Origin of the sequence: Spiroplasma eriocheiris, from assembly GCF_001029265.1 — a bacterium.
Taxonomy (GTDB): Bacteria; Bacillota_I; Bacilli_A; order Mycoplasmatales; family Mycoplasmataceae; genus Spiroplasma; species Spiroplasma eriocheiris.
The window spans coordinates 624,912-642,785 of record NZ_CP011856.1; the positions used below are offsets into that span (position 1 = coordinate 624,912).

A 17,874-nucleotide genomic window follows, 5' to 3' on the forward strand; every position below is an offset into this window, starting at 1 on the left:
CAAAAAAAATGTTTAAAAATAGCAAGGATGCCATTCGTCCGGTAAATATATCAAAATTATTTTATGATATACTAAAAGTGTAAATAAATAGTTAACAGAGTACTTAAAGTACCTAACAAGTGTAAATTGTTGGGTACTTTTTGTTTTATTCTCTAACTTTTATTTTATTTAATTTACCAGAAGGGATCAAATGAAATGATATCGAATAATAACTTAAATCAACTGTGTAAAAATTGTCAAAGTAATTTACAAGAATTATTTCAAAAAATTAAACAAAAAAAACCGATGCTATTAAAACAATTACAATTTTTAAATGTGCACATTGAGGAAGATAATAGTGGGCAAAGTGATTATGAAATTAAACCCTTTGTTATTTTTCATTGTGAAAAAAAATATTTTGGGTTATTTTATAAAAAAAATTTATTCAATAATAGTCAGCTTAAACCAAACATTAAAAATCATACGGTTTATTTATCCTTAGCTACTATTAAACAAAGTGCTAATTTAAATACCATTAAAGAACAAATTGCAACTTCAAACTTACCGTTAGTAACTGCTCGTCAACAACCATTAACAACTCGCCCACAAACTGACCTTGTTGAACACCGTCAGCGGGTGGTGGGAGAAGTTGTTGATCCGCCATTAAATGCTCGGAATTTTGATCCGAATGCGGAAGCTCGACAAGCGGCGGGATTAATATATGTAATGCGCAATATTAACCGGAAATTAGTGCTTTTGTTTCTCATTATTATTTTAATTCTTACCGGAATTGGGGTTGGGGGATGACAACTTTTTAATTATTTAAATAAACCTCATACTACGAGTGTTGTCAAAACTGATATTACAAATGATGGGGGAACTTATAGTCAATATCAAGCTATTATTGATGATACGACAAATAGCCAGTTAAAAACTGCTGTGCAACAAATTTCGGTGTTGAGTCCGGATTTACTAAGTGCAATTGCTGATTCAGCAACAGTTTTATCAACTCACGATGTTCTGCAATATGATCATCAACCTCATTTAATGACAATTGATATTAATGCGGATAACGCCAAAATGTTTAAGGGTCATACGAAAGTAACTATGAATATTGAAGCAAAAAAATTTGATATTTCCTTTTTAAGTGGTGATTTTACAAATACAACGCCGCCCAAAATAACAACTTTAAACCAAATTAGTATTATTAAAGTTTTAGAAGGAATTTCTAACCTTAATCAAGATTTATTAACAGCACTGCAAGACCCCCAAATTAAAATTGAAAATATTAGTGGTCAAATTCCCGAAGATGGGGAAAAACATTTAGTAACTTTTACAATTAATGCTAATGATACCACTAACTACTTAGGAAAAATTAATGCCAAAATTAATTTAATTAACCAAAAATTTGATATTGGTAAATTAAAAGATGATTATACAACTGATCCCGTAAATACTGTTAACGATTTAGAACGCCAAAGTTTAATTCAGTTAATTTTATTATTACCTGATGCCCCCCAAGAGTTAAAAAATGTTGTTCAAGAAACAAATGTTGTTTTAACCCCATCGCAAGCAAAAATTCCTCGTGATGGTAAAACTTATGACCTTAATATTAACATTAATGCTAATAAAACTGTTGATTATGTTGGTACTTTAACAATTAAAGTAAAAGTTAAAAATAGTGTGCTTGATTTAGGTACTTTAAGTCAAGACTTAACGTCCCAGCCCGTTGTTACCGAACCAGATGTCAAAGCAAATGAATTAATTGATGCCTTGCAACGCGTTGGAAATGTTAATCCAATTTTATTAGGTCTATTAAACCAACCAGGAATTAATGTTTCAACCTTATCTGATTTTCCCCATGATGGGATCGCCCATAAAATTGGGATTGATATTCAAGCCGAAGGAGTTCCCCAATACACTGGACAAGCTCGAGTATGAATTATGATGAAATCTAGCAAAATTGATATTACCAGTGATGGGGGAAGTTTTATTCAATTTGGACCAGTTAATGGGAATGATACCAATACGGCTACTTTAATAAGCGCCCTGGAACAATTAAATAAGTTAACTCCTTTAAATGCTAATTTATTAGCCGTCCTTAAAGATAAAAACATTATGGTTACTACTGACAGTCAGTTTGTAGCTGATAAAAAACCGCATGAAATAAATATTACAATTAATACTATTAATACAAGTCAATATGAAGGAGTAGCAAAAATCTTATTAAATATGCAATCAACATAAACTAGAAAGGAGGATATACAATGAATAATACTGATCAACAACCTCATATCGTTATTTGTAATAATTGTAAGAAGCGCTTACAGAATTTATTAAAAACAATTAAAAAAGAAAATCCCTTGTTGATTAAAAAACTACAATTATTACCAATTAAAACTGAAACTAATTTTGATTCAACAATGGATAATGATATTCAACCATTTTTAGTATTTCGCTGTCGAGATATTTATTATGGGTTATTTAATAAAAAAAATTTATATTGTAACAATAAAATTAAGCCAAATGTTATTAATAAAATTGTTTATTTATCAGCCCAGACCTTTTCCAAAAGTTTCCATATTCCTAATGCTCAACCGTCCCTTGCTCTCACTGTTACTGAAAACCATTTACCAACCATTATTCCACCTTCCCAACATCAACTGGTTACAACCATTAAAAATAATGTTGATCTTCGTGACCCAGATGTTTTTTATCCAGAAATTGAAGATGAATATCATAGTCAGTTACAAGAATTATTAAAAAATTACCATCATAAATTTATTATTTTAATTGTGGTTTTACTAGTAATCTTAGCAGGAATCGGTCTGGGAGGTTGACAAATATATCAATATCTTAATAGTCCAACAGCTAATGCTACTAATCGTATTGATATTTCCCAAGATGGGGGTTATTTTCCCAATGTAAGGGTAACTATTAATAACACTTCTTCGGACCAACTAACAACCGCAGTGCAACAAATTAGTGAATTGAATCCCGATTTATTAACTGCTCTTAATGATCCTGCCACGGTGTTAACAACTAGTGATCATTTGTTATATGATGGGGGATATCATTTAATAAGTATTACGGCTAATGCCACCCATACCAAACAATTCCAGGGGATTACGAATGTTACCTTAGCAGTTCGTGCAGCAAAGTTTGATATTACTAATTTGGATGGTAACTTTAGTAATTTAGCACCCTTAAAAATTGCAAGTTTAACCAATCAGAATATTATTAATGCCCTGCAAACAATTCCTAATTTAAATCCTAACCTAGTTAGTGTCCTTAGCGAGGACCAGTTAAAAATTAATGACATTACTCCACCAACATTAATTTCTGATGGGCGCTCGCACTTAATTCATTTTACCCTGGATGCTAATCAAACAAAACAATTTCAGGGCACATTACTAGTTAGTGCTTATTTTATCGCTACAAAAATTAATATTAGTAATATTAATGGTAATTATTTAACTAGCCCGCCGGTTGTAGTTGGTGATTTAACCCATCATAATCTAATTTACTTAATTCAAAATGTTGAGGGTGTTGATCCAAACTTAGCCACTGCGGTTAATGATCCAAATATTCTTGTTTCAACATCTTCATCGTTGCTTCCTAATAATCAGTCAAGTGAAATTGATATTACTGTCGATGCCAATGCAACAAAAAATTATATGGGAATATTACTAGTTAAATTACAAGCAAAAAACGGAATCATTGATATTTCTAATTTAAACCAAGATTTAACTTTTCAACCAGCAGTTAGTGAACCAGATACCAAACCAAATGAATTGATTGCAGCATTAAAACAAGTTTCTGGTCTTAATCCTACTTTACTTTATTTGCTTGACCAGTCTGGAATTAAAGTAACAACTGACTCTGTGCTTAACCATGATGGTCTTGCCCATAAAATTGATATTAAAATTATTGTCCTTGCGATCCCAAATTATACCGGCCAAGCTGTTGTTTCAATAATGATGAAGTCTACTAAAATTGATATTACCAAGGATGAGGATTATACTAATCAACATGTTACGATTGGAAATGATTTAAATGCTAACACATTAATTGCTGCTTTAAACCAGTTGGGACCAACAATTGTGAACAAGGATATCTTAGCGGCCATTAAAGATCCCCAAGTGATTGTTACTTCTGATTCCCCATTCCAAGTTGATAACAAACCACATCCAATTAAGATTAATATTAATGCCCAATATACCAAACAATATGAAGGAACTGCTCATGTTAAAATTTTAATGCAATCCAATAAAACAGATATTACCAATGATGGTGGTGATTATTCACAATACCAAAATGTTATTTTTTTACAAGATACTAGTCAAGAACAACTAGTAGCGGGTTTAGAGCAGTTAAAAAACTTTGGAATTAAGCAAACCCTATTAACCGCAATTAAAGATCCCCACATTCAAATTTCTTCTTCCGATAATCCCACTAATTTTACTGGTAAAAAAATTACCATTAATATTAATGCGGGTAATACAGCCCAGTTTTATGGAAAAACAAGCGTTACCATTTGGGCTAATTTTAATGGACAACAACGAGCAAAATTTAACAGTGCTGTTGAAACAATTACTAATTTTAATAAAATTACTTATGTTGGAACTGCCACGGGTGATCTTTATCAACAACAAGATCAAAGCTGAACAAAACTTGCCAATTTAAAAAATTCAATTAGTAAAATTTTAGTTAATAACAACAAAATTTATGTGGGAACCCTGCAAGGAACAATCTATTGCTCTGATGATTGAACAAAGCCGCTTGCTAATTATCATACAACTAATAATATTCTAGGTAATATGTATTTTGATCAAAATAATATTTTACATGTTGTAATAATTAATCCTGGCTTTACAATTTCCCAGGTTCAAGAGTTTTTATCTTCGGATTGAACAACAGATATTTTTGATAATAATTTATATTGTTCGCGAATGTTATATGCTGGCATTATTAATAATGATGATGTCATTGTTACGAATTTTGGAATTTATAATACAACAAAGCATACCCAAACAAAGTTCCCAACTGATGGCGAGATGGGAGTTGGCTTTTTAGCCGGAAATGATAATCATTGGTATGTTCTTATGAGTCAAGGGAGTCTTTTACAATATAATCCGACAAACTTTGACTATCACCAAATTTATAATTTTCAAAAAACGATTACGTCTGCACTACTCGTTAATTATCAAGATAGTTTTTTAATTTGAACTAACGATGGTAATCTCTATAACTTTAAACAAATTAACCAACCCATTGTTAAAGTAGGATCATCAATTAGTCAAATTTTAGTTAATAACGATGCCATTTATTTACGTTGCCAAAATAAAATTTATAGTTCTCAGAATAACTGAAAATCACAAGTTGAAAGTATTAACGTAACAACAATTTCACTTATTAATGGTAACTTATGGGTTGGTTACCAAGAAGGTTATTTATTTGAACAAACTTATTAAAATTAGAAAGAAGGAATAACATGAAAAAAGCAATTCAATACCAAAGCACGCTAGCAACGCCGGGCAAAAAAAGTAAGAAGAAAATAATTATTTGATCTATTATTGGAACAGTTTTATTAGCGGGAACCGGCATTGGGGGATGGCAAATCTATGAATATTGAGTAAAAACTCATCAGCATGTTGACCACCGGATTAATATTTCCCAAGATGGGGGTGATTATACTAGTAGCAAAGCTAAAGTTGTAAATACTTCCCAAGATCAGTTATTATTAGCTTTAAAAACAATTGCTACTTTAAAACCTGATCTTTTGCAAGTGTTAAATGATAACCATGTGGTGATAAAAACTAATGACCATTTAATTTATAATGGTCAATATCAATCTTTAAAAATTATTATTGATGCTAGTGACACCACAAATTACCAAGGTACAGCAGTTGTAACAATGTCAATTGCGACAAGTATTATTGATATTTCTCAAGATGGGGGCGAATTTTTAGACAATAAAGCTGAAATTAGTGATACTAATTCATCAACCTTAGTTAGTGCAATTATTAGTGCCATTCCTAATTTAAACCCTGATTTAAAAGCAGCATTACAAGACCCCAATATTTACTTAACAACAACCGATAAATTACAATATGATGGGCAGTACCACCCAATGAAAATTGATATTAATGCCAATAATACTAAAAATTATTTTGGCGAAGCATTGATTACCATTAGTGTAAAGGCAAAACAAATTAATTAAAAAAATAATCTTTTGAACAATAACTGGCAGGATTAATTTGCTGAAAAAGTTAGGAGAAGTTATGAAATTTTTTCAATAAAATTCTTAATTATGTTAAAATATTGTAGATAACTAATATTCTTATTAATAATTATTAGTTTTATTGATAAATTGACATAAATTACGACTAGAGGAGGTAAATTAATCATATGATACCATGATGAGCAGGCTTAATAATAGGGATTGGTTGTTTAATCATTGGTGGGGTATTAGGATTTATTATTACAAAAAAAATTGTTCAAAAACAATTACGTGATAATCCCCCAATTACAGAAAAACAAATTCGTGCTATGTATATGCAAATGGGAAGAAAACCTTCAGAAGCTGATATTAAAAAAGTTATGAACTCAATGAAAAGGGCAAAGTAATGCTATAGAATTAAAAAAATGTTAATAAAATTAACATTTTTTTAATTTTTTTTCGGTTTGTTTTTTGATTTTTTTAAATCATTAATTTCTTTGGTTAATTCCGCTTGTTTTAACTTACTAGTTTCAATTTGTTGATTAATTTTGTCACTTTTTGTGGCCATTTCTAGTTTTTTTAGTTTATTAATATCGGCTTTTTTATGGATATCATATTTTTTTTCTTGCCCTGTTCATAATCGTTTAATATTTTCATGGTGTCGAAAGACTAATAAAATAACTCCTAGTAAAACCATAATATTAATTAAGGCAAGACTATCATAATAATTATCATAATTAAGATTGTGAAATTGGTTAAACCAAACTAAGTTACTATCCTTTAATAACTGGCCATCAAAGTTAATTACATTGATACCACTTAGTTGGGGAATTCAACATAACGCCCCGACCATAATTGCACTTAGAATTGAAGATAATGATACTCTTCTTCAAATGAAAAAGACTACTCATCAGACTACCGCCGCAATTAAGAAATAATAAGGGTTAGTCATTCATAATAATCCTAAAAACGAAGAAACTGTTTTTCCTCCTTTAAATTTATAATAAATTGGATAACAATGACCTAATAAAACAAAAAATGTTGGAACATAATAACTAGTTGAGCCGAAATTAACATCGTCGATGGTAATACAACTAATACCCAAGGTAATAAACATGACAAGTGTTATTTTTAGCATGTCTAAAAACATAATTACAAATCCTCATTTTTTTCCTAACACCCGACTAGTATTAGTCGCTCCGGCGTTTTTGGAATGATATTCTCTGACATCAACTTTAAAAAAGAACTTACCAATAAAAATTGATCAACTAAAAGAACCAATTAGATAAGCTAAAATACATGCAATGATTGTGCCAATATAACCATATAGATTCATTAACTTAAACACCTCTTAAACTATTATAACCTAAATGAAAGTATTTTTAATGAATATCCTAGATAAATCTTGAATAGCAATATTTTTTGTAAAAAATTAAGATTGTCGTAATTTTGTCAATAATTATCAAGAATAAGTAATAATTTTTCTGAATCAAAAGAAATAAATTGTTTTTTTTTTTTTTTTTAATAGAATACAAATATGGAAAAGACATATGAAATAGGCAATTATTAAATAGTAATTTGTCAAAACAAAAATAGTTGTTTATTTTGTATATTTTCCTAATTGATTAATTAAACTAAAGTGAGGAAGAAAATAGTGAAGAAATTATTAGCGATTTTAGGCGCAATTGGATTGACAGCCACTGGTGCTTCATCAGTCGTCGCATGTAACAAGGAAGACAAAAAAGAAGATGTAAAAAATTTATCTTCATATAGTGAAGCCCATAAGAAAGAAATTGCCCTAGCAGTAACTAACGCCATTGCTAAAACATCTAATAAAGCTGCTGGCGAAAACACCGCTGCTTATAAAGCTATTAATAGTGCAGTAATTGACACTTTAAAATCAATTTCAAAAGTAAGCAAATTAACAGGACCTAAGCTACAAGTTAATGTGTTAGATAAAAATAATGCTGAATTTACTACTCATAATAGTGAGTTTAAAAAAGGTGATCAACTTATTATTGTCGTTAAAGCCTTAAGTGGTTCAGAGTTAAAAGGGAGTTTAAAAGTTAACTTAACAGTAACTGACCAAGTAGTTGTTGATTTAACCAAAGTAACAATTACAGTTCCCGCTCAAACAATTCCAGGTGATAAGAGTGTTGCGGGGGATGTTACTGCTTTACAAACAGCAATTACTAATGCTGTTAAAGGAACTTCAGCATTGTCAGGATTAACTATTGACACAGATTATACTATTGAAGGGTTAAACCAAATTGTTGTTGGTAAAACTCCAACTGAATTATCAGCTATGAAATTTTCAGTAAAAGCAAAAAGTACTAAGATTATTGGTGAAACACCTAAATTTAGTGTAAATGTTACAAAAGCAGCGGTTGCTGTTGATTTAACCAAAGTAACAATTACAGTTCCCACTCAAACAATTCCAGGTGATAAGAGTGTTGCGGGGGATGTTACTGCTTTACAAATAGCAATTACTAATGCTGTTAAAGGAACTTCAGCATTGTCAGGATTAACTATTGACACAGATTATACTATTGAAGGGTTAAACCAAATTGTTGTTGGTAAAACTCCGGTTGAATTATCATCATTTGAGTTTAGTGTTAAAGCAAAAAGTGTTAAAGCAACAGGCGGAACACCTAAATTTAAGGTAAATGTTACAAAAGCAGCTGTTGCTGTTGATTTAACCAAAGTAACAATTACAGTTCCCACTCAAACAATTCCAGGTGATAAGAGTGTTGCGGGGGATGTTACTGCTTTACAAATAGCAATTACTAATGCTGTTAAAGGAACTTCAGCATTGTCAGGATTAACTATTGACACAGATTATACTATTGAAGGGTTAAACCAAATTGTTGTTGGTAAAACTCCAGTTGAATTATCAGCTATGAAATTTTCAGTAAAAGCAAAAAGTACTAAGATTATTGGTGAAACACCTAAATTTAGTGTAAATGTTACAAAAGCAGCGGTTGCTGTTGATTTAACCAAAGTAACAATTACAGTTCCCACTCAAACAATTCCAGGTGATAAGAGTGTTGCGGGGGATGTTACTGCTTTACAAATAGCAATTACTAATGCTGTTAAAGGAACTTCAGCATTGTCAGGATTAACTATTGACACAGATTATACTATTGAAGGGTTAAACCAAATTGTTGTTGGTAAAACTCCAGTTGAATTATCAGCTATGAAATTTTCAGTAAAAGCAAAAAGTACTAAGATTATTGGTGAAACACCTAAATTTAGTGTAAATGTTACAAAAGCAGCGGTTGCTGTTGATTTAACCAAAGTAACAATTACAGTTCCCACTCAAACAATTCCAGGTGATAAGAGTGTTGCGGGGGATGTTACTGCTTTACAAATAGCAATTACTAATGCTGTTAAAGGAACTTCAGCATTGTCAGGATTAACTATTGACACAGATTATACTATTGAAGGGTTAAACCAAATTGTTGTTGGTAAAACTCCAGTTGAATTATCATCATTTGAGTTTAGTGTTAAAGCAAAAAGTGTTAAAGCAACAGGCGAAACACCTAAATTTAAGGTAAATGTTACAAAAAAATAATTAAATTATTTTAAAAAAAACATCTAAGATAAAGTTTACTAGTTAATGAATTTATGACTAACTTTATTACAGATGTTTTTTTCTTTATAAAAATAAATTATTTTAATCTTTATTTGTAAAACTGGGGATATTATTGTATGATATTAAGGATTATCAAATACTTAATAAAGGTGGGATAAACAATGGACAATAATAACAAAGCTTTACATTATGATGAATCTTCAATTCAAGTCCTAGAAGGGTTAGATGCTGTTCGGAAACGACCAGGAATGTATATTGGTTCAACTGATATTCGGGGATTACATCATTTAGTTTGAGAAATTGTTGATAACTCAATTGATGAAGCATTAGCTGGATTTGCTAGTGAAATTAATATTATAATACATAAAAATAATGGTATTACGGTGAAAGATAATGGACGGGGAGTTCCCATTGGTAAACATGCGAGTGGGAAATCAACCCCTGAGGTTATTTTTTCAGTTTTACATGCTGGGGGAAAATTTGGTGGTGATGGTTATAAAACATCGGGAGGTCTCCATGGGGTTGGTTCTTCAGTTGTTAATGCTTTATCAAGTGAATTTGATGTCACAATTTATCGAGACAAAAAAATTAGTAACATTAAATTTAATAATGGGGGGAAATTAGCCCAAAAATTAACTACCATTGGTTCGACAGCAACAACGGGAACAACCGTTTATTTTGTGCCTGATCCCGAAATATTTAAAGTAATTGATTTTTCATTTTCAACAATCTCAGAACGAATTCGCGAATCAGCATTTTTAAATAGTGGGTTAAAAATTACACTCCAAGATGAACGCACGGATAAGTATGTTGAGTATTTATTTAATAATGGGTTAGAAGAGTTCATTACTTATATGAATGAGGGGAAAAAACCAATTACCCCAATTATTACCTTTAAAGGAATTGAAAAAGACATTGATGTTGAAATTGCTTTACAATATTCAACTGAATTTAATGAAAACTTATTAAGTTTTGCTAATAATGTTAAAACCAGTGATGGGGGAAGTCATGTGGTTGGTTTTCGTACGGGATTAACAAAAGTTATTAATGAGTATGCCCGTAAAGAAGGTTTATTAAAAGAAAAAGATAAGAACTTAGATTCAACGGACACTCGAGAAGGATTAACAGCAATTATTTCAGTAAAAATCCCGGAAAGTTTAATCCAATATGAGGGCCAAACCAAAGGAAAATTAGGAACTAGTGATGCCAAAACAGCAGTTGAAAATATTGTTGCTAAACAAATGCAATTTTGAATGTTAGAAAATAAAACAAATGCCTATGCAATTATTGAAAAAGCTTTATTAGCTCGTACTGCTAAAGAAGAGGCTCGCAAAGCTCGGGAAGCAGCACGAGGTAATAAGCGAAAATCTAATAGTGAACGGTTATTAACGGGAAAATTAACTCCTGCCCAAAATAAAAATAAAAAGGTTAATGAATTATTTTTAGTGGAAGGGGATTCAGCCGGAGGGAGCGCAAAATCAGGGCGTGACCGGAAATTTCAAGCCATTCTTTCACTACGTGGAAAAGTTATTAATGCGGAAAAAGCAAAATTACAAGATTTAATGAATAATGAAGAAATTAATTTAATGATCCATGCTATTGGGGCTGGTTTTGGTAATAATTTTGATTTGGAAGATGCTAACTATGGCAAAATCATTATTATGACCGATGCGGATACTGATGGAGCGCACATTCAAACTTTATTATTAACATTTTTCTACCGCTTTATGCGTCCGTTAATTGAAGACAAACGAGTTTACATTGCTTTACCTCCCTTATTCAAAATTACTAATTTAAAAACTAAAAAAGTTAGTTATGCGTGAGATGAAAATGAGTTAAAAACAAAACTAAAACATTTAAAAGATAAGTTTGAACTCCAACGTTACAAAGGATTGGGAGAAATGAACGCCGAACAGTTGTGAGAAACAACAATGGATCCCGAAACTCGTCAGTTAATTGCCGTAACAATTGATGATGCGGCAATTGCGGAAAAACGAATTGTAACATTAATGGGGGATGATGCTAAAAAACGGAAAGATTGAATTGATGAAAATGTTAAGTTTACTTTAGAAGATGACTTTCAACCGGTGGTGGGACAATAATGATGGAAAATATAGTTTTTGATATTAAAATTAATCTTGATAATGTTAATAAGGTCAATGCGATCACCAGCCAGTATGAAAATTTTGTGTGAAATTTTTTGCGTTATGAAGAAACAACTACGGAGTTAAAAGTTTTTGTTTATCGCAAATTTGACTTGAGTAGTAGTGAACAAGATAAAATTATTGCTCAAACCATAGTTGCTAAAAATAACCCCCAATCTTTAAACACGATGCTTTACATTAGCAAACTATTATTAGAAAAAACTTTGGCAAAAAATAATTTTATTCAAACAAGTATTAATGAGCATTCGGGCTTGTATCGCTTAGAAACTAGCACCAATCTTTATTTATTAACAAAAGTAGGGAAAAAATTTTTTAGTCAAGGTTCTAATGCACTACAACTAAGATATTTTAATTGGGATTTAGCTGGTTTATTATTTAATTTAAAAACAGCGGGGGAAGTAGTCTTTCCGGATAATTTATTAAATGATGATCCACACCGGTTAGCTACGAAAATTAAAGAATGAAGTGCCAAAGGACAAAATCTTAGTTCAAAACTACATAATATTGCCTGGTTTAAACATTATTATTTTGAAATAACAAAAACTACTCCTGAGTTAATTTTGACATATTGTTTTAAAAATGTTGAAGACCAAACTCCCGGTCACCAAATTGTAATTAACAAAAATGATGTTTTCGCTTTACAAGATAGTTTAAAATTAGTTTATGAATTTTATTATACTAATGACAAAATCTTCCAATTTGTTCGTACATTAATTTTAGATGTTAAAAATCCAATTTTAAATTATTATCGTCAAGAAGATCAATGAAAATTAACCGCCTTTGGATTTGAAATTTTTTCAAAAATAACAATTGAAAAAATTATTAATCCTCATTTATAAATCAGAAAGGAACAGCAAGATGAGTAATCAAAAACAAACAGATAATGAATTAGTTTATACTTTAAATGATATTATGGAAGATCGCTTTGCACGCTATGCCAAATATATTATTCAAGAGCGTGCTTTACCCGATGTGCGAGATGGTTTAAAACCGGTTCAACGAAGAATCCTTTTTGCAATGAATGAACTCCGGCTAACTTTTAATTCCAGTTATAAAAAATCAGCGCGGATTGTGGGGGAAGTAATTGGGAAGTATCATCCCCATGGTGATACTTCTGTTTATGATGCCATGGTGCGGTTAAGCCAAAGTTGAAAAGTTCGCTATCCGTTAATTGATATGCACGGAAATAATGGATCCATTGATGGTGATCCTGCCGCTGCGATGCGTTATACTGAAACACGGTTAAGTGAAATTGCCGGGTTTTTATTACAAGATCTTGATAAAGAAACAGTCTTATTTGCGCCAAACTTTGATGACTCAGAAACCGAACCAACTATTTTACCAGCAATGTTTCCCAATTTATTAATTAATGGTGCTACCGGAATTGCCGCTGGTTATGCAACAAATATTCCTCCTCATAATTTACAAGAGGTTATTAATGCGACAATTCACAGGATTAAAAATCCCGATAGTAAGTTAAATGAATTAACAAAATATATTAAGGGCCCTGATTTTCCAACTGGGGGAATTATTCAGGGAAAAGCGGGAATTCTGGATGCTTACCGGACTGGACGGGGAAAAATTATTATTCGCAGTAAAATTGAAAATGAAGATAATAATATTGTTATTACTGAAATTCCTTATGAAGTTGTTAAACAAGATTTAGTTAAAAAAATTGATGACATTAAATATAATGAACCGGGGTTAAATATTAAAGAAGTACGGGATGAAACGGACCGTACGGGTTTACGAATTGTGGTGGAATTAGCTAAACAAGCCAATTATGATACTGTTCGGAAGTATTTACTAAAAAATACTAATTTACAAGTATCTTATAATTTTAATGTGGTTGCCATTGCTAATAAACAACCAAAATTATTAGGCTTAAAAGAATTAATTGATTATTATATTACCCACCAAAAAGAAGTTATTACCAACCGTAGTAAATTTGAACTAGCCAAAGCCCAAAAACGAGCAGAAATTGTGGAAGGACTTATTAAGGCGGTTAGTATTTTAGATGAAATAATTGCCATTATTCGTCATTCAAAAGACCGCACGGATGCCATTAATAATTTATGTGCGAAATTTAAATTTACCCAAGTTCAAGCGGAAGCAATTGTTCAATTAAGATTGTACCGGTTAACTTCAACTGATATTTTACAATTACAAAAAGAACAACAAGAGTTAACTAATTTAATTAAGAATTTACAAGCAATCTTAGCTGAGGAAGCAAAATTATTAGCTGTTATTGTTGAACAACTAGAATTGATCAAAAATAAATTTCCTTCTCCCCGTAAAAGTGTAATTGAAAATGATATTGAATTAATTGAAATTGAAAAAACAGAAACTATTATTGAAAAAGATGTTAATCTTTGGGTTTCACGAGATGGTTATTTAAAGGCATTAGATAATAGTCAATTAGCAAAAATAACAGCAGATGAATTTAACCGCAAACCACTAGATTTATGGGTTGCTAATTTTTCGGCGAACACATTAGATAAAATATTATTAATCACATCAAAGGGAAATTATGTAATTATCCCGGTTTATAAAATAAAAATGTCAAAAATTAAAGATATTGGTGAACATGTTAACACTATTTCTGAATTGCCAGGAGAAGAAAAAATTGTTGCTAGTTATTTATTAGATAGTTTTAATAAGCCTAATATCACAATTATGATTGCCACTAAAAATGGAATGATTAAAAAAGTTCCGGTCTTAGACTTTGAAGCAACTAGAATTAGTAAAGCGATGAAAGCAATTAACCTGAAAGCTGATGATGAAGTAGTTGCTAGTCAACTAGTTAAAGATGAACCATATGTTAGCATTTTTACCAAAAATGGTTTTGCAGTTAAATATAAACAACAAGAAATACCCAGTCTTGGGTTACGTACTAGCGGGGTCAAATCAATTAACCTAAAAGATGATGAAGTAGTAGGAGCTGGTTATGGTCAAAAAGAAAATCTTATCTTTATTACTGACCAAAATATGGTTAAAAAAATTGCTTTAAAAGAACTCCCAGTTTCAACCCGTCCTATTAAGGGGACACGGTTATTTAAACCAAATAAAAAACTAGAGCAGTTAATTAAATGAGGATTTATTATTAATAAAAAAGAAACGTTGAATATTTTACATCCAAATGATGAGATTGAAATGTTTAATGTTGACAAGATTACGTTACAAGAGTTAGAAGCTCCTCTGGAAACTTTAGGGATTGAAGATATTGATGATATTACGATTCCTAAATATTATAATTTAAAAGATGTTCCAACTAGTGATACACCGCCAACTAATAATAATTCAAATTCGCTTGCCAAGGATCCTGTGGCTATTAAAGCAACAACAAAATCAAAAGTAGTTCCTCCAACCAAAGTGGTGATTAAATCAACAAAGAGCAAGAAAAAACAACAAAAACAAAAATCATTTGTAAAATCAAAATCACAAGCAGCTTCGCTAAATTTATCTTCTGTCGTTCAACAACCAACAGAAAAATTAGCAAATAACAAAACTGTAACCCCCCAGTCTAATTCATTAACTTCTCAACCAAATATGGATAGGGAAACCAATAAGGATGTTCTAAAATCAGCTTCAACTAATAATAAAACTTCAAAAGAAGGTATCAAGATTATGAAGATGACCGAATCTCCAAAATTAATTATTAAAAAAAATCCGGCGGAAAAAAAGGCTCCTCCGGAAGTAAAAAATATAAAACCACCACAACATTCTACCAAAGATACTAGTTTTCATCCCAAAGTAGATATTCGCCAAGCAAAAACAACGGTTGAATTATTGATTGAACAAAAACAACAAAAAGTTAATCCTGGTGGATCAACATCCAAAATAACGGCAGGAGAATCTCAAGTTGAACCACATGACAAAGTTGATAAAAATAAGTTTAAACATGATTTAGCAGTTGAAGAAACGAAGGAATTACAAATTAGTATTAATGATATTTTAAAAAATAATGATGATTAATAAAAGCAGGTAAATCATAATTTCCGTGCTTTTTTATTTAATATAATGATAAAATGTAATTAAATTATAATAAGGAGGACCAATATGGCAGATATTGAGAACCAACAATTAACAGATGATATTTTAGTACAAGCAGTTGACTTAACAAAATCATATCGTCATCAAGAAGTGCTCCACCATATTAATTTAACCGTTAAACGTGGTGAACGCATTGGTATTGTTGGTCCCAATGGTACCGGGAAAACAACACTCTGTGAAATTTTAGCACAGTTACGAAAACCAACGAGTGGTACGGTGAGTAAACCCTTTGGAGTGCGCATTGGAATGCAACTTCAGGAGTCACGTTATCCAAAGGGAATAACTGGCTTTGATCTGATGAATCTTTATTTAAAAGCTTATAAGATTCCAATTAAGCCAAAAGAAATTTACCAGATTTTATTAGCTTTACAAATTGAAAAAATCATTAATAAAGATATTACTAAGTTATCAGGTGGCCAACAACAAAAAATTAATATTTTGTTAGCACTGATTGTTAATCCTGATTTAATTATTTTAGATGAGTTAGCGACCGGATTAGATTTAGAAATTAAAGAAACAATTTATAATTTAATTAATGATTTTCTGACAGAACCCCAGAAGGGACTGCTGTTAATTTCCCATAATATGGAAGAGATTGAACAATTTTGCAAAACATTAATTTTTATGGTTAATGGGAAAATAATTAATACTGTTGATGTTGCCACGGTGGTAACTGAATATGGTAGTGTGGAAAAATATGTAAAAACAAAATTTAAAGAATACCAAATTGGCGCTTATAATCAAAATTATACGAGCCACCAGGAAGGACTTCACAATGAAAAATGAGCAAAAAGTTGAGCAAAATACATTGATAAAGAAAAAGATAAATAAGTCCCTTGTAACAGAAAATGTTAATATTTTTGCACTTTATTTTTTCTTTCTAAATTATCTAAAACGTCAAAAAATTGTTTTTGTTATTGCGGTGATTTTAATTCCGATTGGAATTACCCTGGATGCTATTTTAAATAACCCCCGGATTTCCGCTGGCTCAATTAGTTTAGGAATTGGAATTTCCTTTATTGCCACGGCTGCTAGTTGTTCGATGTATATGATGCTTGGCTTTTTAATTGATTTAAAAGTTTCGATAGTCTACAAACGAATTGGTTTGTTAGGAATTAAACCCTTTGGTTTTATTCTAATGGCAAGTTTATATTGTGTAACTCTTGTCGCGGTTTCGGACATCCTTGTTTTAATAACTAGTTTGATTACGGTCGGCGTACTTGGCTTTGATTTTAGTTTAATTTATGATCTAACTTTACTATTGTTCTTTATTGTTTCGATTTTTACAATGTTTTGTGTAATGGGGATTTTACTGTTCACTGTGGTTTTAATTAATTCGCGTACCATTCAATCCTTAGTAACAGGGATCTTAAGTGTTATTTTTATTGGGGGTTCCTTTGCAGTAGCTTCATGAATTCCACTCTTATTTGGGCATAATTACCAACAAATTTTTACAAGTTCATTAGGAATTGGCATTTTTTTTATCATTATTATTGGTTTATCAATTATCGGGTTTATCTTTTATTATTTAACATTGTGACTATTTAAATGGGATAATTAATTGGTCTTGTTATTTGCGAAAAAACTTAAAATTACTATGTTATTTTTTAAATATTTTTGTTATTATATATATGTTGTAAAATGACAAGTAAATTATTATATTCAGAAATGAGGTTAAATTAAAAATGCGTGAAGGAATAATTTTACGTTGCGATCAATGTAAAGAAGAAAACTACATTGCAAAACGTGATAAGAAAAAACATCAAGAAAAACTAGAACTTAAAAAATATTGTTCGCGTTGTAATGCTCATACATTACATAAAGAAAAAAAATAGACCTTTCCTTTAAGGTCTTTTTTT

Annotated in this window: 12 protein-coding genes; 11 read left to right on the top strand and 1 reads right to left on the bottom strand. The window is 30.8% G+C overall.

What is annotated here, in order from left to right; genetic code table 4:
• Nucleotides 1-195 precede the first annotated feature (195 nt).
• From SERIO_RS02865 to SERIO_RS02880, 4 genes are all read left to right on the top strand, one after another.
• On the top strand, nucleotides 196-2,226 hold the full coding sequence (locus tag SERIO_RS02865) for a hypothetical protein (protein WP_047791393.1): 2,031 nt from the start codon (nucleotides 196-198) through the stop codon (nucleotides 2,224-2,226).
• 20 nt (nucleotides 2,227-2,246) lie between these two features.
• Entirely contained in the window at nucleotides 2,247-5,453 is a 3,207-nt protein-coding gene (locus SERIO_RS02870; protein WP_047791394.1) for a PQQ-binding-like beta-propeller repeat protein, read from the top strand.
• Between the two features lie 20 nt (nucleotides 5,454-5,473).
• Nucleotides 5,474-6,202, top strand: a complete 729-nt coding sequence (locus SERIO_RS02875) for a hypothetical protein (protein WP_047791395.1) — start codon at nucleotides 5,474-5,476, stop codon at nucleotides 6,200-6,202.
• Nucleotides 6,203-6,390: 188 nt separating this feature from the next.
• On the top strand, nucleotides 6,391-6,609 hold the full coding sequence (locus SERIO_RS02880; RefSeq protein ID WP_179945757.1) for a YneF family protein: 219 nt from the start codon (nucleotides 6,391-6,393) through the stop codon (nucleotides 6,607-6,609).
• Nucleotides 6,610-6,650: 41 nt separating this feature from the next.
• Here SERIO_RS02880 and plsY read toward each other — a convergent pair whose 3' ends face one another.
• A complete protein-coding gene (gene plsY, locus SERIO_RS02885; protein WP_047791396.1) occupies nucleotides 6,651-7,538 on the bottom strand; it encodes a glycerol-3-phosphate 1-O-acyltransferase PlsY in 888 nt (295 codons plus the stop codon).
• 318 nt (nucleotides 7,539-7,856) lie between these two features.
• Here plsY and SERIO_RS02890 point away from each other — a divergent pair, with 318 nt between their 5' ends.
• The 7 genes from SERIO_RS02890 (at nucleotide 7,857) to rpmG (ending at nucleotide 17,850) form a co-directional block, all read left to right on the top strand.
• Nucleotides 7,857-9,776, top strand: a complete 1,920-nt coding sequence (locus SERIO_RS02890) for a lipoprotein (protein ID WP_047791397.1) — start codon at nucleotides 7,857-7,859, stop codon at nucleotides 9,774-9,776.
• Nucleotides 9,777-9,958: 182 nt separating this feature from the next.
• Nucleotides 9,959-11,899: a DNA topoisomerase IV subunit B gene (parE, locus tag SERIO_RS02895; protein ID WP_047791398.1), complete on the top strand. Its 1,941-nt coding sequence runs from the start codon at nucleotides 9,959-9,961 to the stop codon at nucleotides 11,897-11,899.
• Nucleotides 11,899-12,801: a hypothetical protein gene (locus tag SERIO_RS02900; RefSeq protein WP_047791399.1), complete on the top strand. Its 903-nt coding sequence runs from the start codon at nucleotides 11,899-11,901 to the stop codon at nucleotides 12,799-12,801. Before parE ends, SERIO_RS02900 begins: the two co-directional genes overlap by 1 nt.
• Nucleotides 12,802-12,820: 19 nt before the next feature.
• The gene (gene parC / locus SERIO_RS02905) at nucleotides 12,821-15,937 is read left to right on the top strand and encodes a DNA topoisomerase IV subunit A (RefSeq protein WP_047791400.1); all 3,117 of its coding nucleotides are present in this window, start codon (nucleotides 12,821-12,823) and stop codon (nucleotides 15,935-15,937) included.
• Nucleotides 15,938-16,021: 84 nt separating this feature from the next.
• On the top strand, nucleotides 16,022-16,846 hold the full coding sequence (locus tag SERIO_RS02910; protein WP_047791401.1) for an ATP-binding cassette domain-containing protein: 825 nt from the start codon (nucleotides 16,022-16,024) through the stop codon (nucleotides 16,844-16,846).
• Entirely contained in the window at nucleotides 16,791-17,576 is a 786-nt protein-coding gene (locus SERIO_RS02915; protein ID WP_047791402.1) for a hypothetical protein, read from the top strand. Before SERIO_RS02910 ends, SERIO_RS02915 begins: the two co-directional genes overlap by 56 nt.
• 124 nt (nucleotides 17,577-17,700) lie before the next feature.
• Nucleotides 17,701-17,850 (top strand): 50S ribosomal protein L33, encoded by a 150-nt coding sequence (rpmG, locus tag SERIO_RS02920; RefSeq protein ID WP_047791403.1) that lies wholly within the window; start codon nucleotides 17,701-17,703, stop codon nucleotides 17,848-17,850.
• The last annotated feature ends 24 nt before the right edge of the window (nucleotides 17,851-17,874 follow it).